The sequence below is a fragment of the Methylobacterium sp. J-076 genome (genome assembly GCF_022829405.1).
Classification (GTDB): Bacteria; Pseudomonadota; Alphaproteobacteria; order Rhizobiales; family Beijerinckiaceae; genus Methylobacterium.
Map to the genome: position 1 here is coordinate 55,264 of NZ_JAKSXW010000118.1, position 19,527 is coordinate 74,790.

17 protein-coding genes are annotated in these 19,527 nt (G+C 72.6%); 8 read left to right on the top strand and 9 right to left on the bottom strand.

Annotated elements, in window-relative coordinates; translation table 11 throughout:
- Position 1: 1 nt before the first annotated feature.
- Positions 2-1,918, bottom strand: coding sequence for a propionyl-CoA synthetase (locus tag MKK53_RS11580; protein WP_243928845.1), 1,917 nt, complete (start codon positions 1,916-1,918; stop codon positions 2-4).
- Positions 1,919-2,202: 284 nt separating this feature from the next.
- Complete coding sequence (locus MKK53_RS11585; protein ID WP_243928846.1) at positions 2,203-2,382, bottom strand: YdcH family protein; 180 nt, start codon at positions 2,380-2,382, stop codon at positions 2,203-2,205.
- Positions 2,383-2,555: 173 nt separating this feature from the next.
- Here MKK53_RS11585 and MKK53_RS11590 point away from each other — a divergent pair, with 173 nt between their 5' ends.
- From MKK53_RS11590 to MKK53_RS11605, 4 genes are all read left to right on the top strand, one after another.
- Positions 2,556-2,774 carry a YdcH family protein gene (locus tag MKK53_RS11590; RefSeq protein ID WP_243928992.1) on the top strand — a complete coding sequence of 73 codons (219 nt, stop codon included), beginning with the start codon at positions 2,556-2,558 and terminating at the stop codon, positions 2,772-2,774.
- Positions 2,775-2,851: 77 nt separating this feature from the next.
- Positions 2,852-3,346: a 5-(carboxyamino)imidazole ribonucleotide mutase gene (purE, locus tag MKK53_RS11595; RefSeq protein WP_243928847.1), complete on the top strand. Its 495-nt coding sequence runs from the start codon at positions 2,852-2,854 to the stop codon at positions 3,344-3,346.
- Positions 3,343-4,437 (top strand): 5-(carboxyamino)imidazole ribonucleotide synthase, encoded by a 1,095-nt coding sequence (locus tag MKK53_RS11600; RefSeq protein ID WP_409564314.1) that lies wholly within the window; start codon positions 3,343-3,345, stop codon positions 4,435-4,437. Before purE ends, MKK53_RS11600 begins: the two co-directional genes overlap by 4 nt.
- 292 nt (positions 4,438-4,729) lie before the next feature.
- Positions 4,730-5,602: a tetratricopeptide repeat protein gene (locus MKK53_RS11605; protein WP_243928849.1), complete on the top strand. Its 873-nt coding sequence runs from the start codon at positions 4,730-4,732 to the stop codon at positions 5,600-5,602.
- Between the two features lie 133 nt (positions 5,603-5,735).
- Here the strand turns inward: MKK53_RS11605 and MKK53_RS11610 are convergent, their stop codons facing one another.
- From MKK53_RS11610 to MKK53_RS11625, 4 genes are all read right to left on the bottom strand, one after another.
- On the bottom strand, positions 5,736-6,890 hold the full coding sequence (locus MKK53_RS11610; protein WP_243928850.1) for an acyl-CoA dehydrogenase family protein: 1,155 nt from the start codon (positions 6,888-6,890) through the stop codon (positions 5,736-5,738).
- 244 nt (positions 6,891-7,134) lie between these two features.
- Positions 7,135-8,331: an acyl-CoA dehydrogenase family protein gene (locus MKK53_RS11615; protein ID WP_243928851.1), complete on the bottom strand. Its 1,197-nt coding sequence runs from the start codon at positions 8,329-8,331 to the stop codon at positions 7,135-7,137.
- 2 nt (positions 8,332-8,333) lie between these two features.
- Positions 8,334-9,518, bottom strand: coding sequence for an acetyl-CoA C-acyltransferase (locus tag MKK53_RS11620; protein WP_243928852.1), 1,185 nt, complete (start codon positions 9,516-9,518; stop codon positions 8,334-8,336).
- Positions 9,519-9,759: 241 nt separating this feature from the next.
- The gene (locus MKK53_RS11625; protein WP_243928853.1) at positions 9,760-11,823 is read right to left on the bottom strand and encodes a 3-hydroxyacyl-CoA dehydrogenase NAD-binding domain-containing protein; all 2,064 of its coding nucleotides are present in this window, start codon (positions 11,821-11,823) and stop codon (positions 9,760-9,762) included.
- A gap of 576 nt (positions 11,824-12,399) precedes the next feature.
- Between MKK53_RS11625 and MKK53_RS11630 the strand changes: the two genes are divergently transcribed.
- The 3 genes from MKK53_RS11630 to MKK53_RS11640 are packed head-to-tail and all read left to right on the top strand — an operon-like array spanning position 12,400 to position 15,294.
- Positions 12,400-13,299: an NAD(P)H-dependent flavin oxidoreductase gene (locus MKK53_RS11630; protein WP_243928993.1), complete on the top strand. Its 900-nt coding sequence runs from the start codon at positions 12,400-12,402 to the stop codon at positions 13,297-13,299.
- Entirely contained in the window at positions 13,296-14,084 is a 789-nt protein-coding gene (locus tag MKK53_RS11635; protein ID WP_243928854.1) for an IclR family transcriptional regulator, read from the top strand. Before MKK53_RS11630 ends, MKK53_RS11635 begins: the two co-directional genes overlap by 4 nt.
- A gap of 10 nt (positions 14,085-14,094) precedes the next feature.
- Positions 14,095-15,294, top strand: a complete 1,200-nt coding sequence (locus MKK53_RS11640) for a CaiB/BaiF CoA transferase family protein (protein ID WP_243928855.1) — start codon at positions 14,095-14,097, stop codon at positions 15,292-15,294.
- Positions 15,295-15,481: 187 nt separating this feature from the next.
- Here MKK53_RS11640 and MKK53_RS11645 read toward each other — a convergent pair whose 3' ends face one another.
- A complete protein-coding gene (locus tag MKK53_RS11645; RefSeq protein ID WP_243928856.1) occupies positions 15,482-16,672 on the bottom strand; it encodes a complex I NDUFA9 subunit family protein in 1,191 nt (396 codons plus the stop codon).
- 197 nt (positions 16,673-16,869) lie between these two features.
- Here MKK53_RS11645 and MKK53_RS11650 point away from each other — a divergent pair, with 197 nt between their 5' ends.
- Entirely contained in the window at positions 16,870-17,064 is a 195-nt protein-coding gene (locus MKK53_RS11650) for a hypothetical protein (RefSeq protein ID WP_243928857.1), read from the top strand.
- A gap of 19 nt (positions 17,065-17,083) precedes the next feature.
- Here MKK53_RS11650 and MKK53_RS11655 read toward each other — a convergent pair whose 3' ends face one another.
- Positions 17,084-18,031, bottom strand: a complete 948-nt coding sequence (locus tag MKK53_RS11655; protein ID WP_243928858.1) for an MBL fold metallo-hydrolase — start codon at positions 18,029-18,031, stop codon at positions 17,084-17,086.
- Between the two features lie 273 nt (positions 18,032-18,304).
- Positions 18,305-19,471 (bottom strand): murein L,D-transpeptidase family protein, encoded by a 1,167-nt coding sequence (locus MKK53_RS11660; RefSeq protein WP_243928859.1) that lies wholly within the window; start codon positions 19,469-19,471, stop codon positions 18,305-18,307.
- Positions 19,472-19,527: the final 56 nt, after the last annotated feature.

The window sequence follows — 19,527 nt, forward strand, 5'->3', positions numbered from 1 at the left end:
CTCACGCCGGGCCGATCCCCCGGTCCTTGAGGCTGTCGCCGATCTCCTCGAGGACCGACGCATCGTCGATGGTGGCCGGCATCGTCCACGGCTCGTCGTCGGCGATGCGCTTCATCGTGGCCCGCAGGATCTTGCCCGAGCGGGTCTTGGGCAGGCGCGGCACGGTGAGCGCCAGCTTGAAGGCGGCCACCGGGCCGATCTCGTCCCGGACCTTGGCGACGAGCTCGCGCTCGATCTCCGCCGGGTCCCGGTCGACCCGGGCCTTCAGCACCACGAAGCCGCAGGGCACCTCCCCCTTCAGCGCGTCGCGGATGCCGATCACCGCGCACTCGGCCACGTCGGGGTGGGAGGCCAGCACCGCCTCCATGCCCCCGGTGGAGAGCCGGTGCCCGGCGACGTTGATGATGTCGTCCGTGCGCCCGAGGACGGTGATGTAGCCGTCCGCATCGATGATCCCGGCATCCGAGGTGTCGTAGTAGCCGGGGAAGGTGGAGAGGTAGCTCTCCCGCATCCGCTGATCGGAGCCCCACAGGGTCGGCAGGCAGCCGGGCGGCAGGGGCAGGCGGATGGCGATGGTGCCCATGGTCCCCGCCGGCACCTCCCTGCCGCCCTCGTCGAGGACGCGGACGTCGTAGCCCGGCATCGGCACGCAGGTGCTGCCGCGCTTCACCGGCAGGAGGCCGAGGCCGATCGGGTTGCCGGCGATCGGCCAGCCGGTCTCCGTCTGCCACCAATGGTCGATGACCGGCCGGTCCAGCACCCGCTCGGCCCAGGCGACGGAATCGGGGTCCGCCCGCTCGCCCGCCAGGAACAGGGAGCGGAACGACGACAGGTCGTGGCCGGCGACGAGGTCCCCCTGCGGATCCTCCTTCTTGATCGCCCGCAGGGCGGTCGGCGCCGTGAACAGGCACACGACCTTGTGCTCGGCCAGCACCCGCCAGAACGCCCCGGCGTCGGGCGTGCCCACCGGCTTGCCCTCGTAGAGCACGCTGGTGCACCCGTGCAGCAGCGGCGCGTAGACGATGTAGCAGTGCCCGACGACCCAGCCGATGTCGGAGGCGCAGAAATAGGTCTCGCCGGGGGCGACGCCGTAGAGGTTCGGCATCGACCACGCCAGAGCCACGAGGTAGCCGCCGGTATCGCGCACCACGCCCTTCGGCTTGCCCGTCGTGCCCGACGTGTAGAGGACGTAGAGCGGGTCGGTGGCGGCCATGCTCACGCAATCGGCCGTGGCGCCTCGCGCCTTCGCGGCGGCGACGGCCTGCGCCCAGTCGTGGTCCCGCGCCGGGTCCATCGCCGCCGTGCCCTGCGGGCGCTGCAGGATCAGGCAGGCGTCGGGCTTGTGCGGCGAGGCGGCGATGGCCGCGTCCAGCAGCGGCTTGTAGGCCACCACCCGGTTCGGCTCGATGCCGCAGGAGGCGGCGAGCACCACCTTCGGCTCCGCATCCTCGATGCGCTTGGCGAGTTCGTTCGCCGCGAAGCCGCCGAACACCACCGAGTGGACCGCCCCGAGCCGGGCGCAGGCGAGCATCCCGAACAGGGCTTCGGGCACCATCGGCATGTACAGCACCACCCGGTCGCCCTTGCCGACGCCGAACTCCGCGAGCACCGCGGCGAGGGTGGACACCTCGTCCCGCAACTCCCCGTAGGTGATGGTCCGCTTGGTGCCGGTGATGGGCGAATCGTGGATGATCGCCGCCTGGTCCCGGCGGGACCCCTCCGCATGCCGGTCGACGGCGTTGTAGCAGGCGTTGAGCCGGGCATCCGGGAACCAGCGGCCGTAGGGGCCGGACGAGGGATCGAAGGCGCGCTCCGGGGCGCGGTCCCAGGCGAGGGCCTCCGCCGCCGCGAGCCAGAACGCGTCCGGGTCGCGCATGGCGGCCGCATGGGTGTCGGCGTAGCGGCTGGGGCTCGTCATCGAATCGGCGTGTCCTCGCGGGCCGCTCTCCGGCGGTTGCGGCAGACTAGCCGATTTCCCAAAGAGGGCGAGGGCGCTTCTCCCCACGGCCCGCCGTCATCGGGCGCGCAGCGAGGCGACCCCCGGAGCCGCCATGGTCTGAGCCGGCCCGCCCCCCCAGGATCGCGTCGCTGCCCCCGCAACGCCGGATGGGATCGGACGATTGCCGAGGGCCGGCGACCGGCCACGAAAAACCGCGCCGTCCGGTGGGGCGGCGCGGTCTGTCGTCGTCTGGGGAGAGGGTGTCAGTGCAACGTGTTGTTGGCTTGCAGCCGGTTCATCTCATCCTTGAGGTGAAGCTTTCGCCGCTTGAGTTCCGCAATTTGCTGGTCGCTCGCCGAGGGCCTGTGGATGGCCTCCTGAATCTCACGCTCGAGGGCTTCGTGCTTGCGGGCGAGTTGGCTCAGATGCGTCTGCAGCGACATGAGGCGAATCTCCTGTCATTGTTCTGACACGGACAGACTGACACAGGTTCGCGGACCTGTCGAAGCGTTTTCGCTGGGCAACCTTTCTCAAGGGTTGGGACCGGCGCTTGCTCCTCGCCGAGGCGTGACGCATGCTTCTGACCTTCGAAGGGTCTTCGGTGTCCCAGGGTGCGATGGCGGCTGAGTCGGGTGAAAACGGTCAGGCCGATCTCGAAGGCGAGTTGGCCCGCCTCCGCGAGGAGCATCGCGACCTCGACGGGGCCATCGGGGCGCTGGAACGCAGCGTCGCCGGGGACCAGCTGCAGATCCAGCGGCTGAAGAAGCGCAAGCTGACCCTGCGCGACCGCATCCACCATATCGAGGACGAGCTGACGCCGGACATCATCGCCTGAGCGGCGTGGTTCGGCGCAATCCCGCCTTGCGGCCCGCGTCCCGCGCGGTTAAGCGCCCTCTTTTGCCGGAACCAAGCATGTCGGCGCCACCCGTCGCGATCATCATGGGCAGCCAGTCCGACTGGGTGACCATGCGCAATGCCGCCGAGACGCTGGATGCGCTCGGGATTGCTTACGATGCCCGCATCGTCTCGGCCCACCGCACGCCGGACCGGCTCGTGGCCTTCGCCAAGGGCGCGCGGGGGGCGGGGTTCAAGGTGGTGATCGCCGGGGCGGGGGGCGCGGCCCACCTGCCGGGCATGGCCGCGGCGATGACCAGCCTGCCGGTCTTCGGCGTGCCCGTCGAATCGAAGGCCCTGTCGGGGCAGGACAGCCTGCTCTCCATCGTGCAGATGCCGGCCGGCGTGCCGGTGGGCACCCTGGCCATCGGCCGGGCCGGCGCCGTCAACGCCGCCCTCCTCGCCGCGGCGGTGCTGGCCCTGTCCGACGAGGCCCTGGCGGGCCGCCTCGACGCATGGCGCGCCGCCCAGAGCGCCGCGGTGGCCGAACGGCCGGAGAACCAGGCCCCGTGACGCACCCAAGGATCGCCCCCGGCTCGGTGCTCGGGATCGTCGGCGGCGGACAGCTCGGCCGCATGATCGCCCTGGCCGCCGCGAATCACGGACTCAAGGTCCACGTCTACGCCCCCGATGCCGACAGCCCGGCCTTCGACGTGGCCGCCCGCACCACCTGCGCCGCCTACGACGACGAGGCGGCGCTCGCCGCCTTCGCGGCCGCCGTCGATGTCGTGACCTACGAGTTCGAGAACATCCCCCGGGCCACCGCCGAGGTGCTGGCCCGGCACGCCCCCCTGCACCCGAACGCCGACGCCCTGGCCACCACCCAGGACCGGCTCTCGGAGAAGGCGTTCATCAACGGGCTCGGCATCCCCACCGCCCCGTTCCAGCCGGTGGACACCCCCGACGACCTCGCCCGCGCCCTGGACGCCATCGGCCTGCCGGCGGTGCTGAAGACCCGCCGGTTCGGCTACGACGGCAAGGGCCAGCGCATCATCCGCGAGCCCGGCGAGGGGGACCGCAACGCGATCTTCGCCGAGTTCGGCGGCGCGCCGCTGATCCTCGAGGGCTTCGTGCCCTTCGAGCGGGAGGTCTCGGTGGTGGCCGCCCGGGCTGCGGACGGCAGCTTCGCCGCCTTCGACCTGTGCGAGAACGAGCACCGGAATCACATCCTCGCCTTCACCCGCGTGCCCGCGCAGGGCGTGTCGCCGGAGACGGCGCAGGAGGCCATCCGCATCGCCCGCAGCATCGCCGACGCCCTCGACTACGTGGGCGTGCTGGCGGTGGAGATGTTCCTGGTGCGCGAGGGCGGCGAGCGGCTGGTCGTCAACGAGATCGCCCCGCGGGTGCACAATTCGGGGCACTGGACCATCGAGGGCGCCCTCACCTCGCAGTTCGAACAGCATGTCCGCGCCGTCTGCGGCTGGCCGCTGGGAAGCCCGGCCCGGGTCGGCGGCCTGCCCTGCGAGATGGAGAACCTGATCGGCGATCAGGTGGAGGCCTGGCGGGCGATCCTGGGCGAGCCCGGCGCCCACCTGCACCTCTACGGCAAGGGCGAGGCCCGCCCCGGCCGCAAGATGGGCCACGTCACCCGGCTCAAGGGCTGAGCCGTCCGGGGGGGGGGGCGACCGCGGCCCCGGCGCCACACCGGACGGGCGTCGGGCCCCGCGCATCGCGTGATTTCGCCCCCCGGCGCCGGGGGCCATACCTTCGCCACATCCCGCCGCTTCCACCGCTCCCATGATCCCCGGATGAGGTGGCGCCGGCCTTAAGCCGGTCTTCACCCTGTTGCGCGATGCGTATCCCGATTCCCCGGGCCGCCGCGCGACCGTCCGGGATGGACGAGACGATGGGGCGGGGCGCCGTGCAGAGGCCGGCGGCTCCGGGGAGTATGGGGCGATGACGCAACGCAACGGGCTCGTTTCGAAGGCCGCGCTGGTCGGCGCGGCGGCGGTCGCGGCTGCGGCGCTGGCCGGCTGCGAGACCGTCGGCAGCGCCGCGGGCGCGCGCCAATACGCGGTGCTGGAGACGGACACGACGGGGGCGACCACGAGCAACATCGCCTCCCTCTCCGAGGTGATCCAGCGCAACCCGTCGGACGCCGCCGCCTACACGACCCGCGGCGCCGCCTATGCCCGCGCCGGCCAGTTCAACGAGGCGATCGGCGACTTCACGAAGGCGATCCAGCTCGATCCGAATTCGGCCTCGGCCTACAACAACCGGGCGCTCGCCCTGCGCCAGACCGGCCGCAACGACGCCGCCGTGCAGGACTTCACGAAGGCGATCAGCGCCGACCCGAATTACGGCCCGGCCTATATCGGCCGCGCCAACGTCGAGCGCGCCCAGGGCAACCTCGACGGCGCCCTCAGCGACCTGAACGTCGCGATCCGCCTCAGCCCGGAATCGGCCGAGGCGTACCATGCCCGCGGCCTCGTCAAGCAGAAGCAGGGGCTCGACAGCCAGGCCATCGCCGACTTCGACGCCGCCATCGACCGCAACCCCTTCGTCTCGGCCCCCTACGCCGCCCGCGGCCAGAGCCTGATCGCCACGAACCAGTATCCGAAGGCCATCGAGGACTACAACGCGGCCCTCAACGTGAACAACAAGGACGCCACGTCCTGGGCCTACCGCGGCCTCGCCTACGAGAAGTCGGGCCAGCGCAAGGAGGCGCTGGACAACTACCAGCGCGCCGCCACCATCGACCCGAGCAACGCGGTGGCCAAGTCCGGCCTGTCGCGGGTGCAGGGCGGGGTCGGGTCGCTGTTCAACTGAGCGTGCGACCGCTGCCGTCATTGCGAGCGTCGCGCAGCGATCCAGCCGGCGCCGCCTTCTCCGGAGAGGGCGCGCCCCGAATCGCTTCGGCTTCGCCTCGCAATGACGGGTGTGGTGGGGGGATGACGGCGGCCTAAGCCGCCAGCAGGCCGTCCTCCGCGTCGGTGAGGGTCCGCAGGTGGTGCGGCGTGTCGCCGAGCTGGGTCGCGATCATCGCCAGCCGCTTGAAGTGGTGGGCACCGAGGTATTCCATCGTCATGCCGATTCCGCCGTGGAGCTGCACCGCCTCCTGGCCGAGGGCGCGGCAGGCGGTGTTGATGCGCACCTTCACCGCCGCCAGGGCCCCGGCGCGGGCGGCGGCATCCTCCGAATCCACCATCATCGCCGCGTAGAGCGCCATCGAGCGGGCCTGTTCCAGCTCGATCAGCATGTCCACCGCCCGGTGCTGGAGCGCCTGGAACGCGCCGATCGCCGTGCCGAACTGCGTGCGGGTCTTCAGGTAATCGACGGTGAGCCGGTGCAGGGTCTCCATCGAGCCCACCGCCTCGGCGGCGAGCGCCGCGATGCCGTGCTCGATCACCCGTTCGAGGAGGGGCAGCCCGCCCTCCGGATCGCCCAGAGCCGCGTCGGCCGGCAGCGCCACGTCCGAGAAGGTCACCTCCGCCGCCCGGCCGCCATCCTGGGTCGGATAGGGCGAGAGGCTCACCCCCGGCGCGTCGGCGGGGACGAGGAACAGGCCGATCCCCCCGCGGTCCCGGCGCTCGCCGGAGACCCGGGCCGAGACCACGATCAGCCCGGCCGAGTCGGCGTTCGGCACGATGGACTTGGCCCCGTTGAGCACGAAGCCGTCGCCGTCACGCCGGGCGGTGGTCGCCACGTCGAACAGGTCGTAGCGCGATTGCCGCTCGGTATGGGCCAGGGTGAGGCGCAGTGCGCCCTCGATCAGGCCGGGGGCGAGGCGGGCCAGCTGCTCCGGGCTCCCCCCAAGGCGCAGGGCCGTGGCGCCGAGCACCAGGGTCGGGAACAGGGGCTCGACCACGAGGTGGCGGCCCACCGCCTCCATCACCAGCATGGTCTCGACCGGACCGCCGCCGAAGCCGCCGGCCTCCTCCGGGAAGGGCAGGCCGAAGATGCCGAGGTCGGCGAACGTCTGCCAGTTCGCGTCGGGGAAGCCGAGCGGCGCCTTGGCATGGGCCTGCCGGGCTTCCAGCGAGGGATAAAGCCCGGCGCAGAGCCGCTCGACGCTGTCGCGCAGGAGCGTCTGGTCCTCGTTCAGGTCGAAATCCATGGTTGCTCTCCTGTGTCGTTCCCTCCCCCGCAGAGGGTACGTTTGCGGGATCCGAGCGCTGACCGCCTGTCCCACCCCTCCCCTTCGTCCTGAGGTGCGGCGAAGCCGCCTCGAAGGAGCCTTCCAGACGTCCCTGCGATCCCTGGAGCCCTCCTTCGAGGCCCGCTGACGCGGGCACCTCAGGATGAGGAAGAGGGTGGGAATGGTCCTTCAATGATCCCCGTCGAGGGCGGGTGGGTCACGGTCACAACCCCAGAATACCCTTGGCGATCACGTTGTGCTGGATCTCGTTCGAGCCGCCGTAGATCGAGACCTTGCGGTTGTTGAAGTAGCTCGGCGCCGCCGCATCGACCCAGTCGAACCCGCCGGGCAGGTCGTTGGCGCCCTCCCCCCGGAGCGGCGCGGCCAGGGCGAAGGGGCCGGCGAGTTCGAGGAGGAGCTCGGTCGCCGCCTGCTGCAGTTGCGAGCCGCGGATCTTCAGGAGCGAGGAGGCCGGATCGGGCTCCACCGAATCGGCCCGGCCCTGCTTGGCGGCCACCCGCATCTGGGTGATCTCCAGGGCCTTCAGCTCCACCTCGACCCCGGCGACGCGGGCGCGGAAGTCCCGGTCGTCCCACATCGTGCCCGCCCCGGCCGGCATCTCCTTCGCGAGGCGCTTGATCCGGGTGATGCGCTCCTTGGTGAGGCCGATCCGGGCGATGCCGGTGCGCTCGTTGGCGAGCAGGAACTTGGCGTAGTCCCAGCCCCTGTTCTCCTCGCCGACGAGGTTCTCCACCGGCACCCGCACCGCGTCGAAGAACACCTCGTTGACCTCGTGCCGGCCCTCCAGGGTGATGATCGGCCGGACGGTGATGCCGGGCGTCTTCATGTCGATCAGCAGGAAGGAGATGCCGCGCTGCTTCTTCGCCGCGAAATCGGTGCGGACCAGACAGAAGATCCAGTCCGCGTGCTGGCCGAGCGTCGTCCAGGTCTTCTGGCCGTCGACCACGTAATGGTCGCCGTCGCGCACCGCCTTGGTCTTGAGGGAGGCGAGGTCGGAGCCGGCGCCGGGCTCGGAGAAGCCCTGGCACCACCAGTCGTCGAGGTTGGCGGCGCGGGGGAGGAAGCGCGCCTTCTGGTCCTGCCGGCCGAAGGTCGCGAGCACGGGCCCGAACATGTAGCAGTTGAACTGCTGCGGCAGGGGCACCGCCGCCTGGAACAGCTCCTCGGTGTAGATGTAGCGCTGGACCGTGGTCCAATCCCGGCCGCCCCATTCCACCGGCCAGTGCGGCACCGCCCAGCCCTTGGCGTTGAGGATGCGCTGGCTGGTGACGATGTCCTCCTTGGAGAGGCCGCGCCCCTCGGAGACCTTCCGGCGGATCTCGGCCGGGATCTTCTCCCGGCAGAAGCTGCGCACCTCGTCGCGGAAGGCGACCTCGTCGGCGGTGAAGCGAAGATCCATGATCAGCCCCCGATCTCGAACAGGCCGGCGCAGCCCTGGCCGCCGGCGACGCACATCGTGACCACGGCGTAGCGCGCCCCCCGGCGGCGCCCTTCGAGCAGGGCGTGGCCGACGAGGCGGGCCCCGGACATGCCGAAGGGGTGGCCGATGGCGATGGCGCCGCCGTTGACGTTCACCCGCGCCGGGTCGATCCCGAGCCGGTCGCGGCAGTAGACCGATTGCGAGGCGAAGGCCTCGTTCAGCTCCCACAGGTCGATGTCGGCGACCCGGAGCCCGTGCCGCTCCAGCAGGCGCGGCACGGCGAGGACCGGGCCGATGCCCATCTCGTCGGGGGCGCAGCCCGCCGAGGCGAAGCCGCGGAACGTGCCGAGCGGCGTCAGCCCCCGCCGGGCGGCCTCGGCGGCGGACATCAGCACGCTGGCCGCCGCGCCGTCGGAGAGCTGGCTGGCATTGCCGGCGGTGACGAAGGCGCCCTCCCCGCGCACGGGCGTGAGCTTGGCAAGGCCGTCGCGCGTGGTGTCGGGGCGGTTGCCCTCGTCCTGCGTCAGGCGGGTCTCCACCGGCCGGGTCTCGCCGGTGGCCTTGTCGGTGACGGCCATGACCGCGCTCATCGGCACGATCTCGTCATCGAACAGCCCGGCCTCCTGCGCGGCCGCCGTGCGACGCTGGCTCTCCAGCGCGAACGCGTCCTGCGCCTCGCGGGAGATGCCGTAGCGCTGCGCCACGAGGTCCGCGGTCTCGATCATCGGCATGGCGATGGCCGGCAGGTGGGCGTCGAGCCACGCGTTCCGGGTCAGCTCCCGCCGGACATGGGGCTGGACGAGGCTGATCGATTCGACGCCCCCCGCCACCGCCACGGGCACGCCATCGAGGACGATCCGCCGGGCGGCGGAGGCGATGGCCTCCAGCCCGGAGGCACAGAACCGCGAGACCGTCACGCCGGCCGACTGCACCGGCAGGCCCGCCACCAGGGCTGCCCGCCGGGCGACGTTGCCCCCCGTGGACCCCTCCGGGTAGCCGCAGCCGAGCACCACCTCCTCCACCGCCTCCGGCTCCAGCCGGGCCCGGTCGAGGGCGGCGCGGATCGCGTGGGCGGCGAGGTCGACCCCGTCCACCCGGTTGAACGCGCCCCGGTGCGCCCGGCCGATGGGCGTGCGGGCGGTGGCAACGATCACCGCGTCGGTCATGCGGGTGTCCTTCCGGTGCGGTCGGCCCGGCGCGTCGGGCCGCGGGGGCGACATCCCATCCTCGGCTTCATCCTGAGGTGCCGGCGCGCAGCGCCGGCCCCGAAGGAGGGCTCCAGGGATCGCGGTGCGCCCTGAAGGCCTCCTTCGAGGCCCGCCGACGCGGGCGACTCAGGATGAGGGCGAGGGTGGGCGGGACCGGGTGCTCCGGTCTGCCGCCCAAGACGACGATGCGCCGCCGCCATCACGCCGCCGCGCCGAAGCACCCGCCCCCGGCGGCGAGGCGGTGGAGGAGCGGCGCGGGCTCCTGGCTCGCGTCGCCGGTCTCGGCGGCGAAGCGGGTGAGGTCGGCGGCGATCCGGGGGAGGCCCACCGTGTCGGCCCAGTGCATCGGGCCGCCCCGCCACGCCGGCCAGTTGTAGCCGTTGATCCAGATCGTATCGATGTCGCCGGGGCGGGCGGCGATGCCCTCCTCCAGGATCCGCGCGCCCTCGTTGACCATCGGGTACATCAGCCGCGCGACGATCTCCTCCGGGGTAAAGCGGCGCCGGGCGATGCCGTGCTCCTCCGCGGTGCGGGCGATCAGCGCCTCCACCTCCGGGTCGCGGGTGCCGGTGCGCGCGCCCTCCGGGTAGACGTAGAAGCCCCGCCCGGTCTTCTGGCCGTAGCGGCCCATCTCGGCGAGGGCGTCGGCGACGGGGGCCCGGCCGCCGAAATCCTTGCGCGAGCGCCAGCCGATGTCGAGGCCGGCGAGGTCGCTCATGGCGAAGGGCCCCATCCGGAAGCCGAAGGCCGTCACCGCCGCGTCGATCTCGTGCGGCAGGGCGCCTTCCAGCAGCAGGCGCTCGCCGGCCCGGCTGCGCTTCTCCAGCATCCGGTTGCCGACGAAGCCGAAGCAGACGCCCACCGCCACGGGCAGCTTGTTCAACCGCCGGGCGAGGTCGATGGCGGTGGCCAGGGCGTCCGGCGCGGTCCTGTCGCCGCGGACCACCTCCACGAGGCGCATGACGTTGGCCGGGCTGAAGAAGTGCATCCCGAGCACGTCCTGCGGCCGGCCCGTCACGGCGGCGATGGCGTTCACGTCGAGGTAGGAGGTGTTGGTGGCCAGGATCGCCCCGGGCTTGGCGATCCGGTCGAGTTCGGTGAAGATCGTGCGCTTGACGCCCATCTCCTCGAAGGCCGCCTCGATCACGATGTCGGCCCCGGCCGCGTGAGCGAGGCCGACCGCGCCGGTGATGCGGCTGATCCGGGCATCCCGCTCCTCCTCCGTGATCGAGCCGCGCTTGGCCGAGCCGGCATAGAGGCCGCGCACCCGGTCGAGCCCCTGCGCCACGGCGCCCTGCTCGGTGTCGATCACCGTCACCGGGATGCCGGCGTTGGCGAAGCACATGGCGATGCCCCCGCCCATCGTGCCGGCGCCGATCACCGCCGCCCGGGCGATCTCCCGGCGGGGCGTGTCCTTGGGCAGGCCCGGCACTTTGGCGGCCCCGCGCTCGGCGAAGAAGGCGTGGCGCATCGCCCGCGAGCGCGGATCCTCCACCAGGGTGCGGAACTCCTCCCGCTCGGCCGCCACCGCCTCGTCGAAGGTGTGGTCGAAGGCCCCGCGCACCGCCCGGACCAGGGCGGCGACGTTGGTCGCGCCGGGGTCCCGCGCCAGGGCCTCGGCGGCCTTCGCCTCGAAGGCGGCGCGGGCCTCCGGCGTGAGGCGCTCGCCCCGGTCGCGGGCCCGGGGCAGATGGCCGGCATCGGCCAGCTCGCGGGCATGGGTCCGGGCGGCCTCGCGCAGGTCGCCGAGTTCCACCTCGTCCACGACGCCGAGTTCCGCGGCCCGGCCGGCGCTCACCGGCTCGCCGGTCAGCATCATCGCGAAGGCGGGCCCGGGGCCGATCAGCCGGGGCAGGCGCTGCGTGCCCCCGGCGCCGGGGATCAGCCCCAGCTTGATCTCCGGCAGGCCGAGCACCGCCCCGGGCGCGGCCAACCGGGCGTGGCAGGCGAGCGCCAGTTCGAGCCCCCCGCCCAGCGCCGCACCGTTGATCGCGGCGACGACCGGCTTCTGCGCCGCATCGAGCCGCGCCAGGATCTCCGGAAGGATCGGGGAGCGCGGCGGTTTGCCGAACTCCGTGATGTCCGCCCCGCCGACGAACAGCTTGCCCTCGGCGGCGATCACCACGGCCCGCACCGCCGGGTCCGCCAGGGCGGCGACCAGGGCGCCATCGAGGGCGGCGCGCAGGTCCGCGCCGAGGGCGTTCACGGGGGGATTCGCCAGGGTGAGGACGGCGATGCCGCCGCCGACGTCGTGCTGGATCACCCTGTCTCCCTCCGTGTTTCGCGATGCAGAATTCAATTCCGCAAAACGAGAAGATGGCCCGCGGGGTCGGAGGGTGTCAAGTGATGGCGGGATGGCCGAGGGCAAGGCCGCTTCCGCAGCATTCCCCTCCCCCCTCTGCGGGGGAGGGTACCCTGCGCAGCAGGGGGGAGAGGGGAGCGCGGCTCCGGACGAGGGAGTGCGTGTCGGGTGGGGCCGTGCCTTGTCCTGCGCCGTCGCTCCCCTCTCCCAACCCCTCCGGGGGCCACCCTCCCCCGCAGGGGGGGAGGGAAATGCCGGCCGCCCCCTCGGCGTGCCGTAACCCAGCTGATCGGGAGAGACGACGCGCTCCGCGGATGGTCGTTCCAACCTGCGGAACGCCTCGTCCGCCCCGGTTTGACAGCTCCATCACCCGCGTGCGATCCCTCCCCGGCTCGGCGGCAAGGCCCCTCGGACCGCCAGGGAGGAGATCGCGTGAGCAGCCCGCCATCCGTGAGCGACGCGGTTCCCTCCCCGGCCGAGGGCCGCCTGCCCCCCGTCCTGCGCGGGCGGCTCGTGCTTCCGGTCATCGCCGCGCCGATGTTCATCGTGTCGGGGCCGGACCTCGTGATCGCCCAGTGCCTCGCGGGGGTGGTCGGCTCGTTCCCGGCCCTGAACGCGCGGCCGCACTCCGTCCTCGACGCGTGGCTGACCCGGATCGCCGGCACGCTCCGCGCGGCGCAGGTCGCCGACCCATCGCGCAGGATCGCGCCCTACGCAGTCAACCAGATCGTCCACGCCTCGAACGACCGGCTCGCCCAGGATGTCGAGACCTGCGTGCGGCACGAGGTGCCGATCATCATCACCAGCCTGCGGGCGCCCGATGCGGTGATCAAGCCGGTCCATGCCTATGGCGGGGTGGTGTTCCACGACGTGGTCTCGGTGCGCCACGCCGAGAAGGCCCTGGAGGCGGGGGTGGATGGGCTGATCCTCGTCTGCGCCGGGGCCGGCGGCCACGCGGGGACGCTCTCGCCCTTCGCCCTGGTCTCGGAGGTGCGCCGCTTCTACGACGGGCCGATCATCCTGTCGGGGGCCATCGCCACGGGCTCGGCCATCCTGGCCGCCCAGGCCATGGGCGCCGACCTCGCCTATATGGGCACCCGCTTCATCGCCACGCAGGAGGCCAACGCCGCCCCCGGCTACCGGGAGATGATCGCCGGCTCGTCCGCGGCGGACATCCTCTACACGCCCTGCTTCACCGGGGTGCCGGGCAACTACCTGACCCCGAGCATCCGCGCCGCCGGCCTCGACCCCGACGCCCTGCCCGAGCGGGACAAGACGGCGATGAATTTCGGCGGCGGCGACACGGTGAAGGCGTGGCGCGACGTCTGGGGCGCCGGTCAGGGCGTCGGCAGCATCGACGACGTGCCGAAGACCGCCGACCTCGTGGCCCGCCTCGCGCGGGACTACGCGCGGGCGAAGGCCCGGCTGGCGGGATGAGTGACCCCGCCGCCGAGGCGGCCGGGGAGGACCGGCACTTCGTCACCGCCCTGGCCCGGGGCCTGTCCGTGCTGGCCTGCTTCGGGCCGGGGCGGACGAGCCTCGCCAACCAGGACATCGCCGAGAGCTGCGGCCTGCCGCGCTCGACCGTCTCCCGGCTGACCCACACCCTGACCCGGCTGGGCTACCTGCAGCACCTGCCGGAATCCGGCCGCTACCGCCTCGGCACGGCGACCATCGCCCTCGCCTCGGCGGCGCTGGGCGGGCTCGACGTGCGGGCCATCGCCCGGCCGGCCCTGCGGGCGGTGGCGGAGGCGGCCAACGCCTCGGTGGGGCTCGGCGTGCGCGACGGGCTCAGCATGCGCTACGTCGATTGCCACCGGGGGCCGGCGGCCATCGCCCTCAACCTCGACACCGGCTCGCGGATCTCGCTGGCCCGCAGCGCCATGGGCCGGGCCTACGTCGCCGTCTGCCCCGAGCGGGAGCGCGAGCGGATCTACGAGGACCTGAAGGCCCTCGACCCCGTGGCGTGGCCCGGCCTGCGCGCCGGCCTCGACCGGGCGGTGGCAGAGCACCGGGAGACCGGCTGCTGCACCTCGTTCGGGGAGTGGCAGGAGACGGTCTCGGCCATCGCCGTCGGCTTCGATCCCGGCGGGGGGCTACCGGTGATGTCGGTGAATTGCGGCGCGCCCTCGGTGATCACCGATGCGCGCTTCCTGCTGGAGGTGGCCCGGCCGCGCCTGATCGAGGCCGTGCGCGGCCTCGACGGCGTGATGGGCGCATGAGGGTTCCGCCATGACGTTCGACCCCGACGACCTCCCCCTCGCGGGCCTGCGCGTCCTCGACCTGTCCCGGGTGCTCGCCGGCCCCTGGTGCGCCCAGGTGCTGGGGGACCTCGGCGCCGACGTCGTCAAGGTGGAGCACCCGGAGCGGGGCGACGACACCCGCGACTGGGGCGTGCGGACCACCCCGGGCAACACCTCGTATTTCGACAGCGTGAACCGCAACAAGCGCTCCATCGGCGTCGACCTCGCCGACCCGGAGGGGCTCGCGCTGGTGAAGGCCCTGGCCCGCGAGAGCGACGTGCTGGTGCAGAACTTCAAGACCGGCGGCGCCGACCGGCTCGGGCTCGGCTATGCCGCCCTCGCGGCGGAGAACCCACGGCTGATCTACTGCTCCGTCTCCGGCTACGCCTCGGACGGGTCGGAGGCGACGCGGCCGGGCTACGACCTCGTGGTGCAGGGCGAATCGGGCGTCATGGCCCTCAACGGCGAGCAGGATGGCCCGCCCCTGAAGTTCGGCGTCGCGGCGGTGGATCTGTTCACCGGGCAATACGCCGCCCAGGCGGTGCTGGCGGCCCTCTACCAGCGGGAGCGGACCGGCAAGGGGCGCAGGATCGACCTCGCCCTGTTCGACAGCGGCGTGTCGCTCACCTCCTATTACGGGCTCGAATCCCTGGCGCAGGGGTTCGATTCCCTCCGCTACGGCAACTCGCACCCCTCCATCGTCCCCTACGGCGTGTTCGCGGCGGGGGACGGGCCGGTGGTCATCACCGTCGGTAACAACGCGCAGTACCGGCGCTTCTGCGAGCAGGTGCTGGAGCGGCCGGACCTCTGCGCCGACCCGCGCTTCGCCACCAACCTCGACCGGTCGAAGAACCGGGCGGCCTTCGTGCCGGTGCTGGACGCCGAACTCGCCAAGTGGACCCGTCACGCCCTCATCGCGCGGCTGCGGCAGGCGGGCATCCCTTGCGGCGAGGTGGCGGGCCTGCGGGAGGCGCTGCTGGGCGAGCGGGCGCGGGAGGCCGGGCTGATCGTCGGCGAGGCCGAGGGGGGCCGGGTCATCGCCCCGGTCTACCGCCTCGACGGGCAGCGGATACCGGTGCGTCGGATGCCGCCCGCCCTCGGCGGCTCGACCGCGGAGATTCTGGAGGAACGGTTGGGCCTCGGGGCGGCCGAGTGCGAGGCGCTGAAGGCGAAGGCCGTGGTGCGGTAAGCGCGTCCACCGTCGGTGCGGGGCGTGGCGACAACCGTCCCACCCACCTCCTCACCCCGAGGTGCCGGAGCGCAGCGGAGGCCTCCTTAGAGGCCGCTGCGCGGCACCTCAGGATGAGGGGGAGTGAGGGGAGGTCTCGGCTTTCCGGTCAGACACCCGGGATGAGGAGGCGGGGAGAAGGCGGCCCCTACTTCCGCGTCCCCCAGCGGGCGCCCATTTGGCTGCTGCCGGCGTCGGCGCCGATGGCCGGGCCGGCGGCCCGATCCGGGCGGTGGGTGGAGGGGGCGGCCATCGGGGTCGGCGCGATCATGTCCGGCACGCCGGCCTGGGCCTCGGTGCCCCTGCCGTCGGCGAACTGGCCCGCCTTGCGGAAGGTCCAGAGGTAGCCCGGCACCACGGCCTCGGCGGCGGTCGGCACGATGCCGAGGGCCTCGAAGCTGCGCCCCTCCGCCTTGGCCGCGTCGGAGACGACGTTGTCGGTCTGGAGCAGGACCACCTGGTCGCGGGTGAGCTTCAGGGCGTCGGGGAGCATGCCGAGCGTCAGGGTGTCGACGATCTCGAGGACCCGGGCCTGGATCTTCGCCAGGGGCAGGGGCAGGTCGAGGACGAGGCGGCTGCGCTGGATCGTCTTCAGCATGTAGCGCACGAGGTGGTCGAGGGTCGCCACCTCCGGGCCGCCGAGCTCGTAGACCCGGCCGCCGGGGACCTTGCCGTCCACCGCCCGGGCGATGGCCTCGGCCACGTCGCCGACGAAGACCGGCTGGAACCGGGTCTGCGCCCCGGCCAGCGGCAGCACCGGCAGGGAGCGGGCGAGGCCGGCGAAGCGGTTGAAGAAGCTGTCGCCCGGCCCGAAGATCAGGGACGGCCGCATGATGATCGCGTCCGGGCAGGCGGCGAGCACGTGGCGCTCGCCCTCCGCCTTGGTGCGGGCATAGGCCGAGGGCGAGGCCGCGTCGGCGCCGATGGCGGAGACCTGGATCATCCGGGCGCCCGCCGCCGCGGCGGCCCGGGCGATGGCCCCGGCCCCCTCGGCCTGGAGCCGGCCGAAGCGCTGCGGCCCGCTCTCCTGCAGGATGCCGACGAGGTTGATCACCACGTCCGACCGCTCGACGGCGCGGGTGATCGATTCGGCGTAGCGCAGGTTCGCCTGGACGGCCACGATCTGGCCCACCTTGCCCAGGGGCTGGAGGAACAGGGCGAGGTCGGGCCGCCGCACCGCGACGCGGATCCGGTAGCCGCGCTTGGCGAGCGCCCGCACCACGTGGCGGCCGAGGAAGCCGGACCCGCCGAAGATCGTCACGAGTTGCGTGTCGGGGCGACGCGCCGGCCCGGCGGGCGTCTCGTGCTGCGGGTCGAGCTGCAAATCCTGGCCGGTCATCACCGTGGTCTCGGGCTCCTCGCGGTGCGGGATGGCATCGCCTCGCGCCTCCTTAGCCCAACCGGGCGCCGCATGGGAGGGGCGCGGGCCACACGCGGATGCGTGAACGGGGAATGGCCGCCGGCCCGGAACGGCGGGGCGGCATGTGCATTTCCTCCGCTCTCGTCCGGTCGGCCGGGCGGCGTGCGAGGGATGCGATGATAGTCGGAATGCTCGGCTCGGCGGTGATCGCCGTGTTCGGCCTGCTCGTGGCCCTGGGGCTCGTCGGCCACCCCATCGACCAGCAGGCCGTCTCGCCCTACGGGTGGAGCATCCTCACCATCGGGGCGGCCCTGTTCGTGCTGTTCGCCTTCCGGCGCCTGCAGCGCGGCCGGCGGAAGCGGGCGGCCTGAGGGACGCCGCGCGCGGGGGTCAGGCGGCCCGGGCGCGGCGTCGGCGCAGGACGCCCGGGGCCGGGCACGGGGCGTCCGGACGGTCCGCCAGGACGGGCTGCTGCCCGCCGACCACGACGCTCTGCCGCTCCCGGGCGATGAAGGCGCCCGGCATGGCGGCCTGGAGGTCGGCCTCGATCTCGCGCAGCATCGTGTCCGAATGGGCGGGGTGCAGGTGGATGATGGCGAGCGCCTTCACCCCCGCCGCACGGGCGAGCTCCACGCCCTTCTGCCACGTCGAGTGGCCCCAGCCGCGGCAGGTCGGATACTCGCCGTCGGTGAACATGCCGTCATAGACCATCAGGTCGGCGCCGGAGACGAACTCGGCCAGGGCCGGGTCCGGCCAGGGGTCCCGGTGCTCGATGTCGCTGATCAGGCAGAGGCGCCGGCCGCCGTGCTCGAAGCGGTAGCCGACCGAGCCCTGCGGGTGGTTGAGGAGCATCGTGTCGACCCGGGCGCCGTCCTCGAAGACGAGGGGCTGGCCCGCCTCGAACCCGTGGTGGTTGAAGGTGCAGCAGAGATCGTCGAGGGCGATGGGGAAGAGCGGCGGGGAGAACAGCCGGCCGAGGGCCGCCCCGGCCGATTCGCCGCCGAGGTTGCCGCACCAGGTGTTGATGGTGCGGCTGCAATCCAGAACCGCCGGCTTGAAGAACGGCAGGCCCGCCGTGTGGTCGAGGTGGAGGTGGCTGAAGAGGAGATCGACCTCGCGGGGCAGATCCGTCCGGTGATTCTGGCCCATGTTGTAGAGGCCGGAGCCGGCATCGACGACAAAGAGGCGCTCGCCGCAGCGCACTTCCATGCACGGGGTGTTGCCGCCGAACTCGGCGTATTGCGGCCCGCTGACCGGAGTCGACCCACGCACGCCCCAGAACCTGAGGACGAGGTCGTCGTTCGCTGTGCCCGGAAGCGGCACGGGATCCTGGGACATGATGATCACGGGGCTTCGGACGGATTTTCCCGACCGTTCAAGATCGGATTTCCGTCGTCGTTCCAGAGAAAACGGGCGAAGTCGGCGGACGAATGGAACAGGAGTACCGTTTCGTCCCGCACGGACAATGAATTGGGGAATGCAACCGCGCCGTGATGTGCGGGCGCACACACGGGGCCGGACCCCGCATCCCGTCGCCCACGGGCCGGCGATGCCGCCCGGGCCGGGGGCTAAAGCTTTGCCGGAGCGTGTTTTCCCGGGGGGGCGCGCGGCTCAGAACGGCGCCGCCGAGGCGAGGGGGCCGGGCGGCGTCCGCGCCCCGGGATCCCGGCCGATTCCGTCGCGCAGGAGTTGCGGCAGGCTGTCGGCGTAGCGGGTCTGGAGCGGATCGGACAGGAGGGCGAGGGAATCGCGGCGGCGCGCATAGGCCGGCACGAAAGCCGCCTGGACCGGCGCGGGCACGGCCTTGGAGGCGAGCCAGACGGCCCAGACCTCCTCGGGGACGGGGGACGGACGGCGGCGGGCGGGCACCACGACCACCTCCTGCGCGGCGAAGGCCAGGGCCTCCGGGCGGCTGATGTCGCCCACCGTCCCGCCCCGCGACACGTAGGACGCCCAGAAGGCGTTCTGGCCCCCGTCGGAATAGGTGGTGCGCACGGCCTGGATCCCCTCGCTCGCCAGGGTGGCGATCCGTGCCTCCTCGATGGCGTGGCGGGTGACGTAGGCGGCCTCGCGCTTCGGATCCTTCGAGGGGGCGAAGGCGTAGCGGCCCGCCGCCACCGAGACCTGCGGCTCCTCGCCCGTCGCCTCGAACCGGTCCGAGCCTTCCTTCAGGTTCTGCCAGAAGGCGAAGTTCGGGTCGGCCCGGTGCCGGGCGAGGTTCTCCGCGGTCATGCGGAACGGGTAGGACTGGAACTGGAAGGCCGCCTGCCCACCCGCCAGGGCCTCGCGGGCGATGGCGTAGATCTCCTCCACCGTCCCGTTCGTCATGGCGAAGCAGCCCATGGACGAGCAGATGCCGTGCACCATGATCGCCGAGCCGGAGCTGCCGTGCGACCGGTCGTACTCGTTCGGATAGCCGACGTCGAAGGACAGGTGGTAGTGCGAGTTCGGGTTCATCTGCCGGCGCGCGACCGTATAGAACCCCTCCGGCACCTGCCGGTCGCCGTTGCGGCGCTTGGGGCCGAGCTGGCCGGACCAGCGGCAGATCGGGAAGGCCTTGATGAAGACGTAGCCCTTGGGCCCGCGCTTCCACACTTCGAGCTCGGAGTCGCGTTTGTAGGCGCGGAACACCACCGGCGCCGCGGCGGTGGTGCCCTTGGCCGCCATTAGCGCCAGGGTCCCCGCCGGGATCGGGGCCTGGGCCTTGTCCTGCGCCGCCGCGGCGGAGCCGAGGGCGAGGAGGACGAGGCCGGCGGCGAGGGATCTCCGGAGGGGCATGGATCGGGGGGTGGGATCCTGGGGGGCGATGCGCCGCCACCGCAACAGCATCATGC

Coding starts and splice junctions, on each gene's coding strand:
- MKK53_RS11580 (WP_243928845.1), bottom strand. CDS start 1,918: ATGACGAGCCCCAGCCGCTACGCCGACACCCATGCGGCCGCCATGCGC.
- MKK53_RS11585 (WP_243928846.1), bottom strand. CDS start 2,382: ATGTCGCTGCAGACGCATCTGAGCCAACTCGCCCGCAAGCACGAAGCC.
- MKK53_RS11590 (WP_243928992.1), top strand. CDS start 2,556: ATGGCGGCTGAGTCGGGTGAAAACGGTCAGGCCGATCTCGAAGGCGAG.
- purE (WP_243928847.1), top strand. CDS start 2,852: ATGTCGGCGCCACCCGTCGCGATCATCATGGGCAGCCAGTCCGACTGG.
- MKK53_RS11605 (WP_243928849.1), top strand. CDS start 4,730: ATGACGCAACGCAACGGGCTCGTTTCGAAGGCCGCGCTGGTCGGCGCG.
- MKK53_RS11610 (WP_243928850.1), bottom strand. CDS start 6,890: ATGGATTTCGACCTGAACGAGGACCAGACGCTCCTGCGCGACAGCGTC.
- MKK53_RS11615 (WP_243928851.1), bottom strand. CDS start 8,331: ATGGATCTTCGCTTCACCGCCGACGAGGTCGCCTTCCGCGACGAGGTG.
- MKK53_RS11620 (WP_243928852.1), bottom strand. CDS start 9,518: ATGACCGACGCGGTGATCGTTGCCACCGCCCGCACGCCCATCGGCCGG.
- MKK53_RS11630 (WP_243928993.1), top strand. CDS start 12,400: ATGTTCATCGTGTCGGGGCCGGACCTCGTGATCGCCCAGTGCCTCGCG.
- MKK53_RS11635 (WP_243928854.1), top strand. CDS start 13,296: ATGAGTGACCCCGCCGCCGAGGCGGCCGGGGAGGACCGGCACTTCGTC.
- MKK53_RS11640 (WP_243928855.1), top strand. CDS start 14,095: ATGACGTTCGACCCCGACGACCTCCCCCTCGCGGGCCTGCGCGTCCTC.
- MKK53_RS11645 (WP_243928856.1), bottom strand. CDS start 16,672: ATGACCGGCCAGGATTTGCAGCTCGACCCGCAGCACGAGACGCCCGCC.
- MKK53_RS11650 (WP_243928857.1), top strand. CDS start 16,870: ATGATAGTCGGAATGCTCGGCTCGGCGGTGATCGCCGTGTTCGGCCTG.
- MKK53_RS11655 (WP_243928858.1), bottom strand. CDS start 18,031: ATGTCCCAGGATCCCGTGCCGCTTCCGGGCACAGCGAACGACGACCTC.
- MKK53_RS11660 (WP_243928859.1), bottom strand. CDS start 19,471: ATGCCCCTCCGGAGATCCCTCGCCGCCGGCCTCGTCCTCCTCGCCCTC.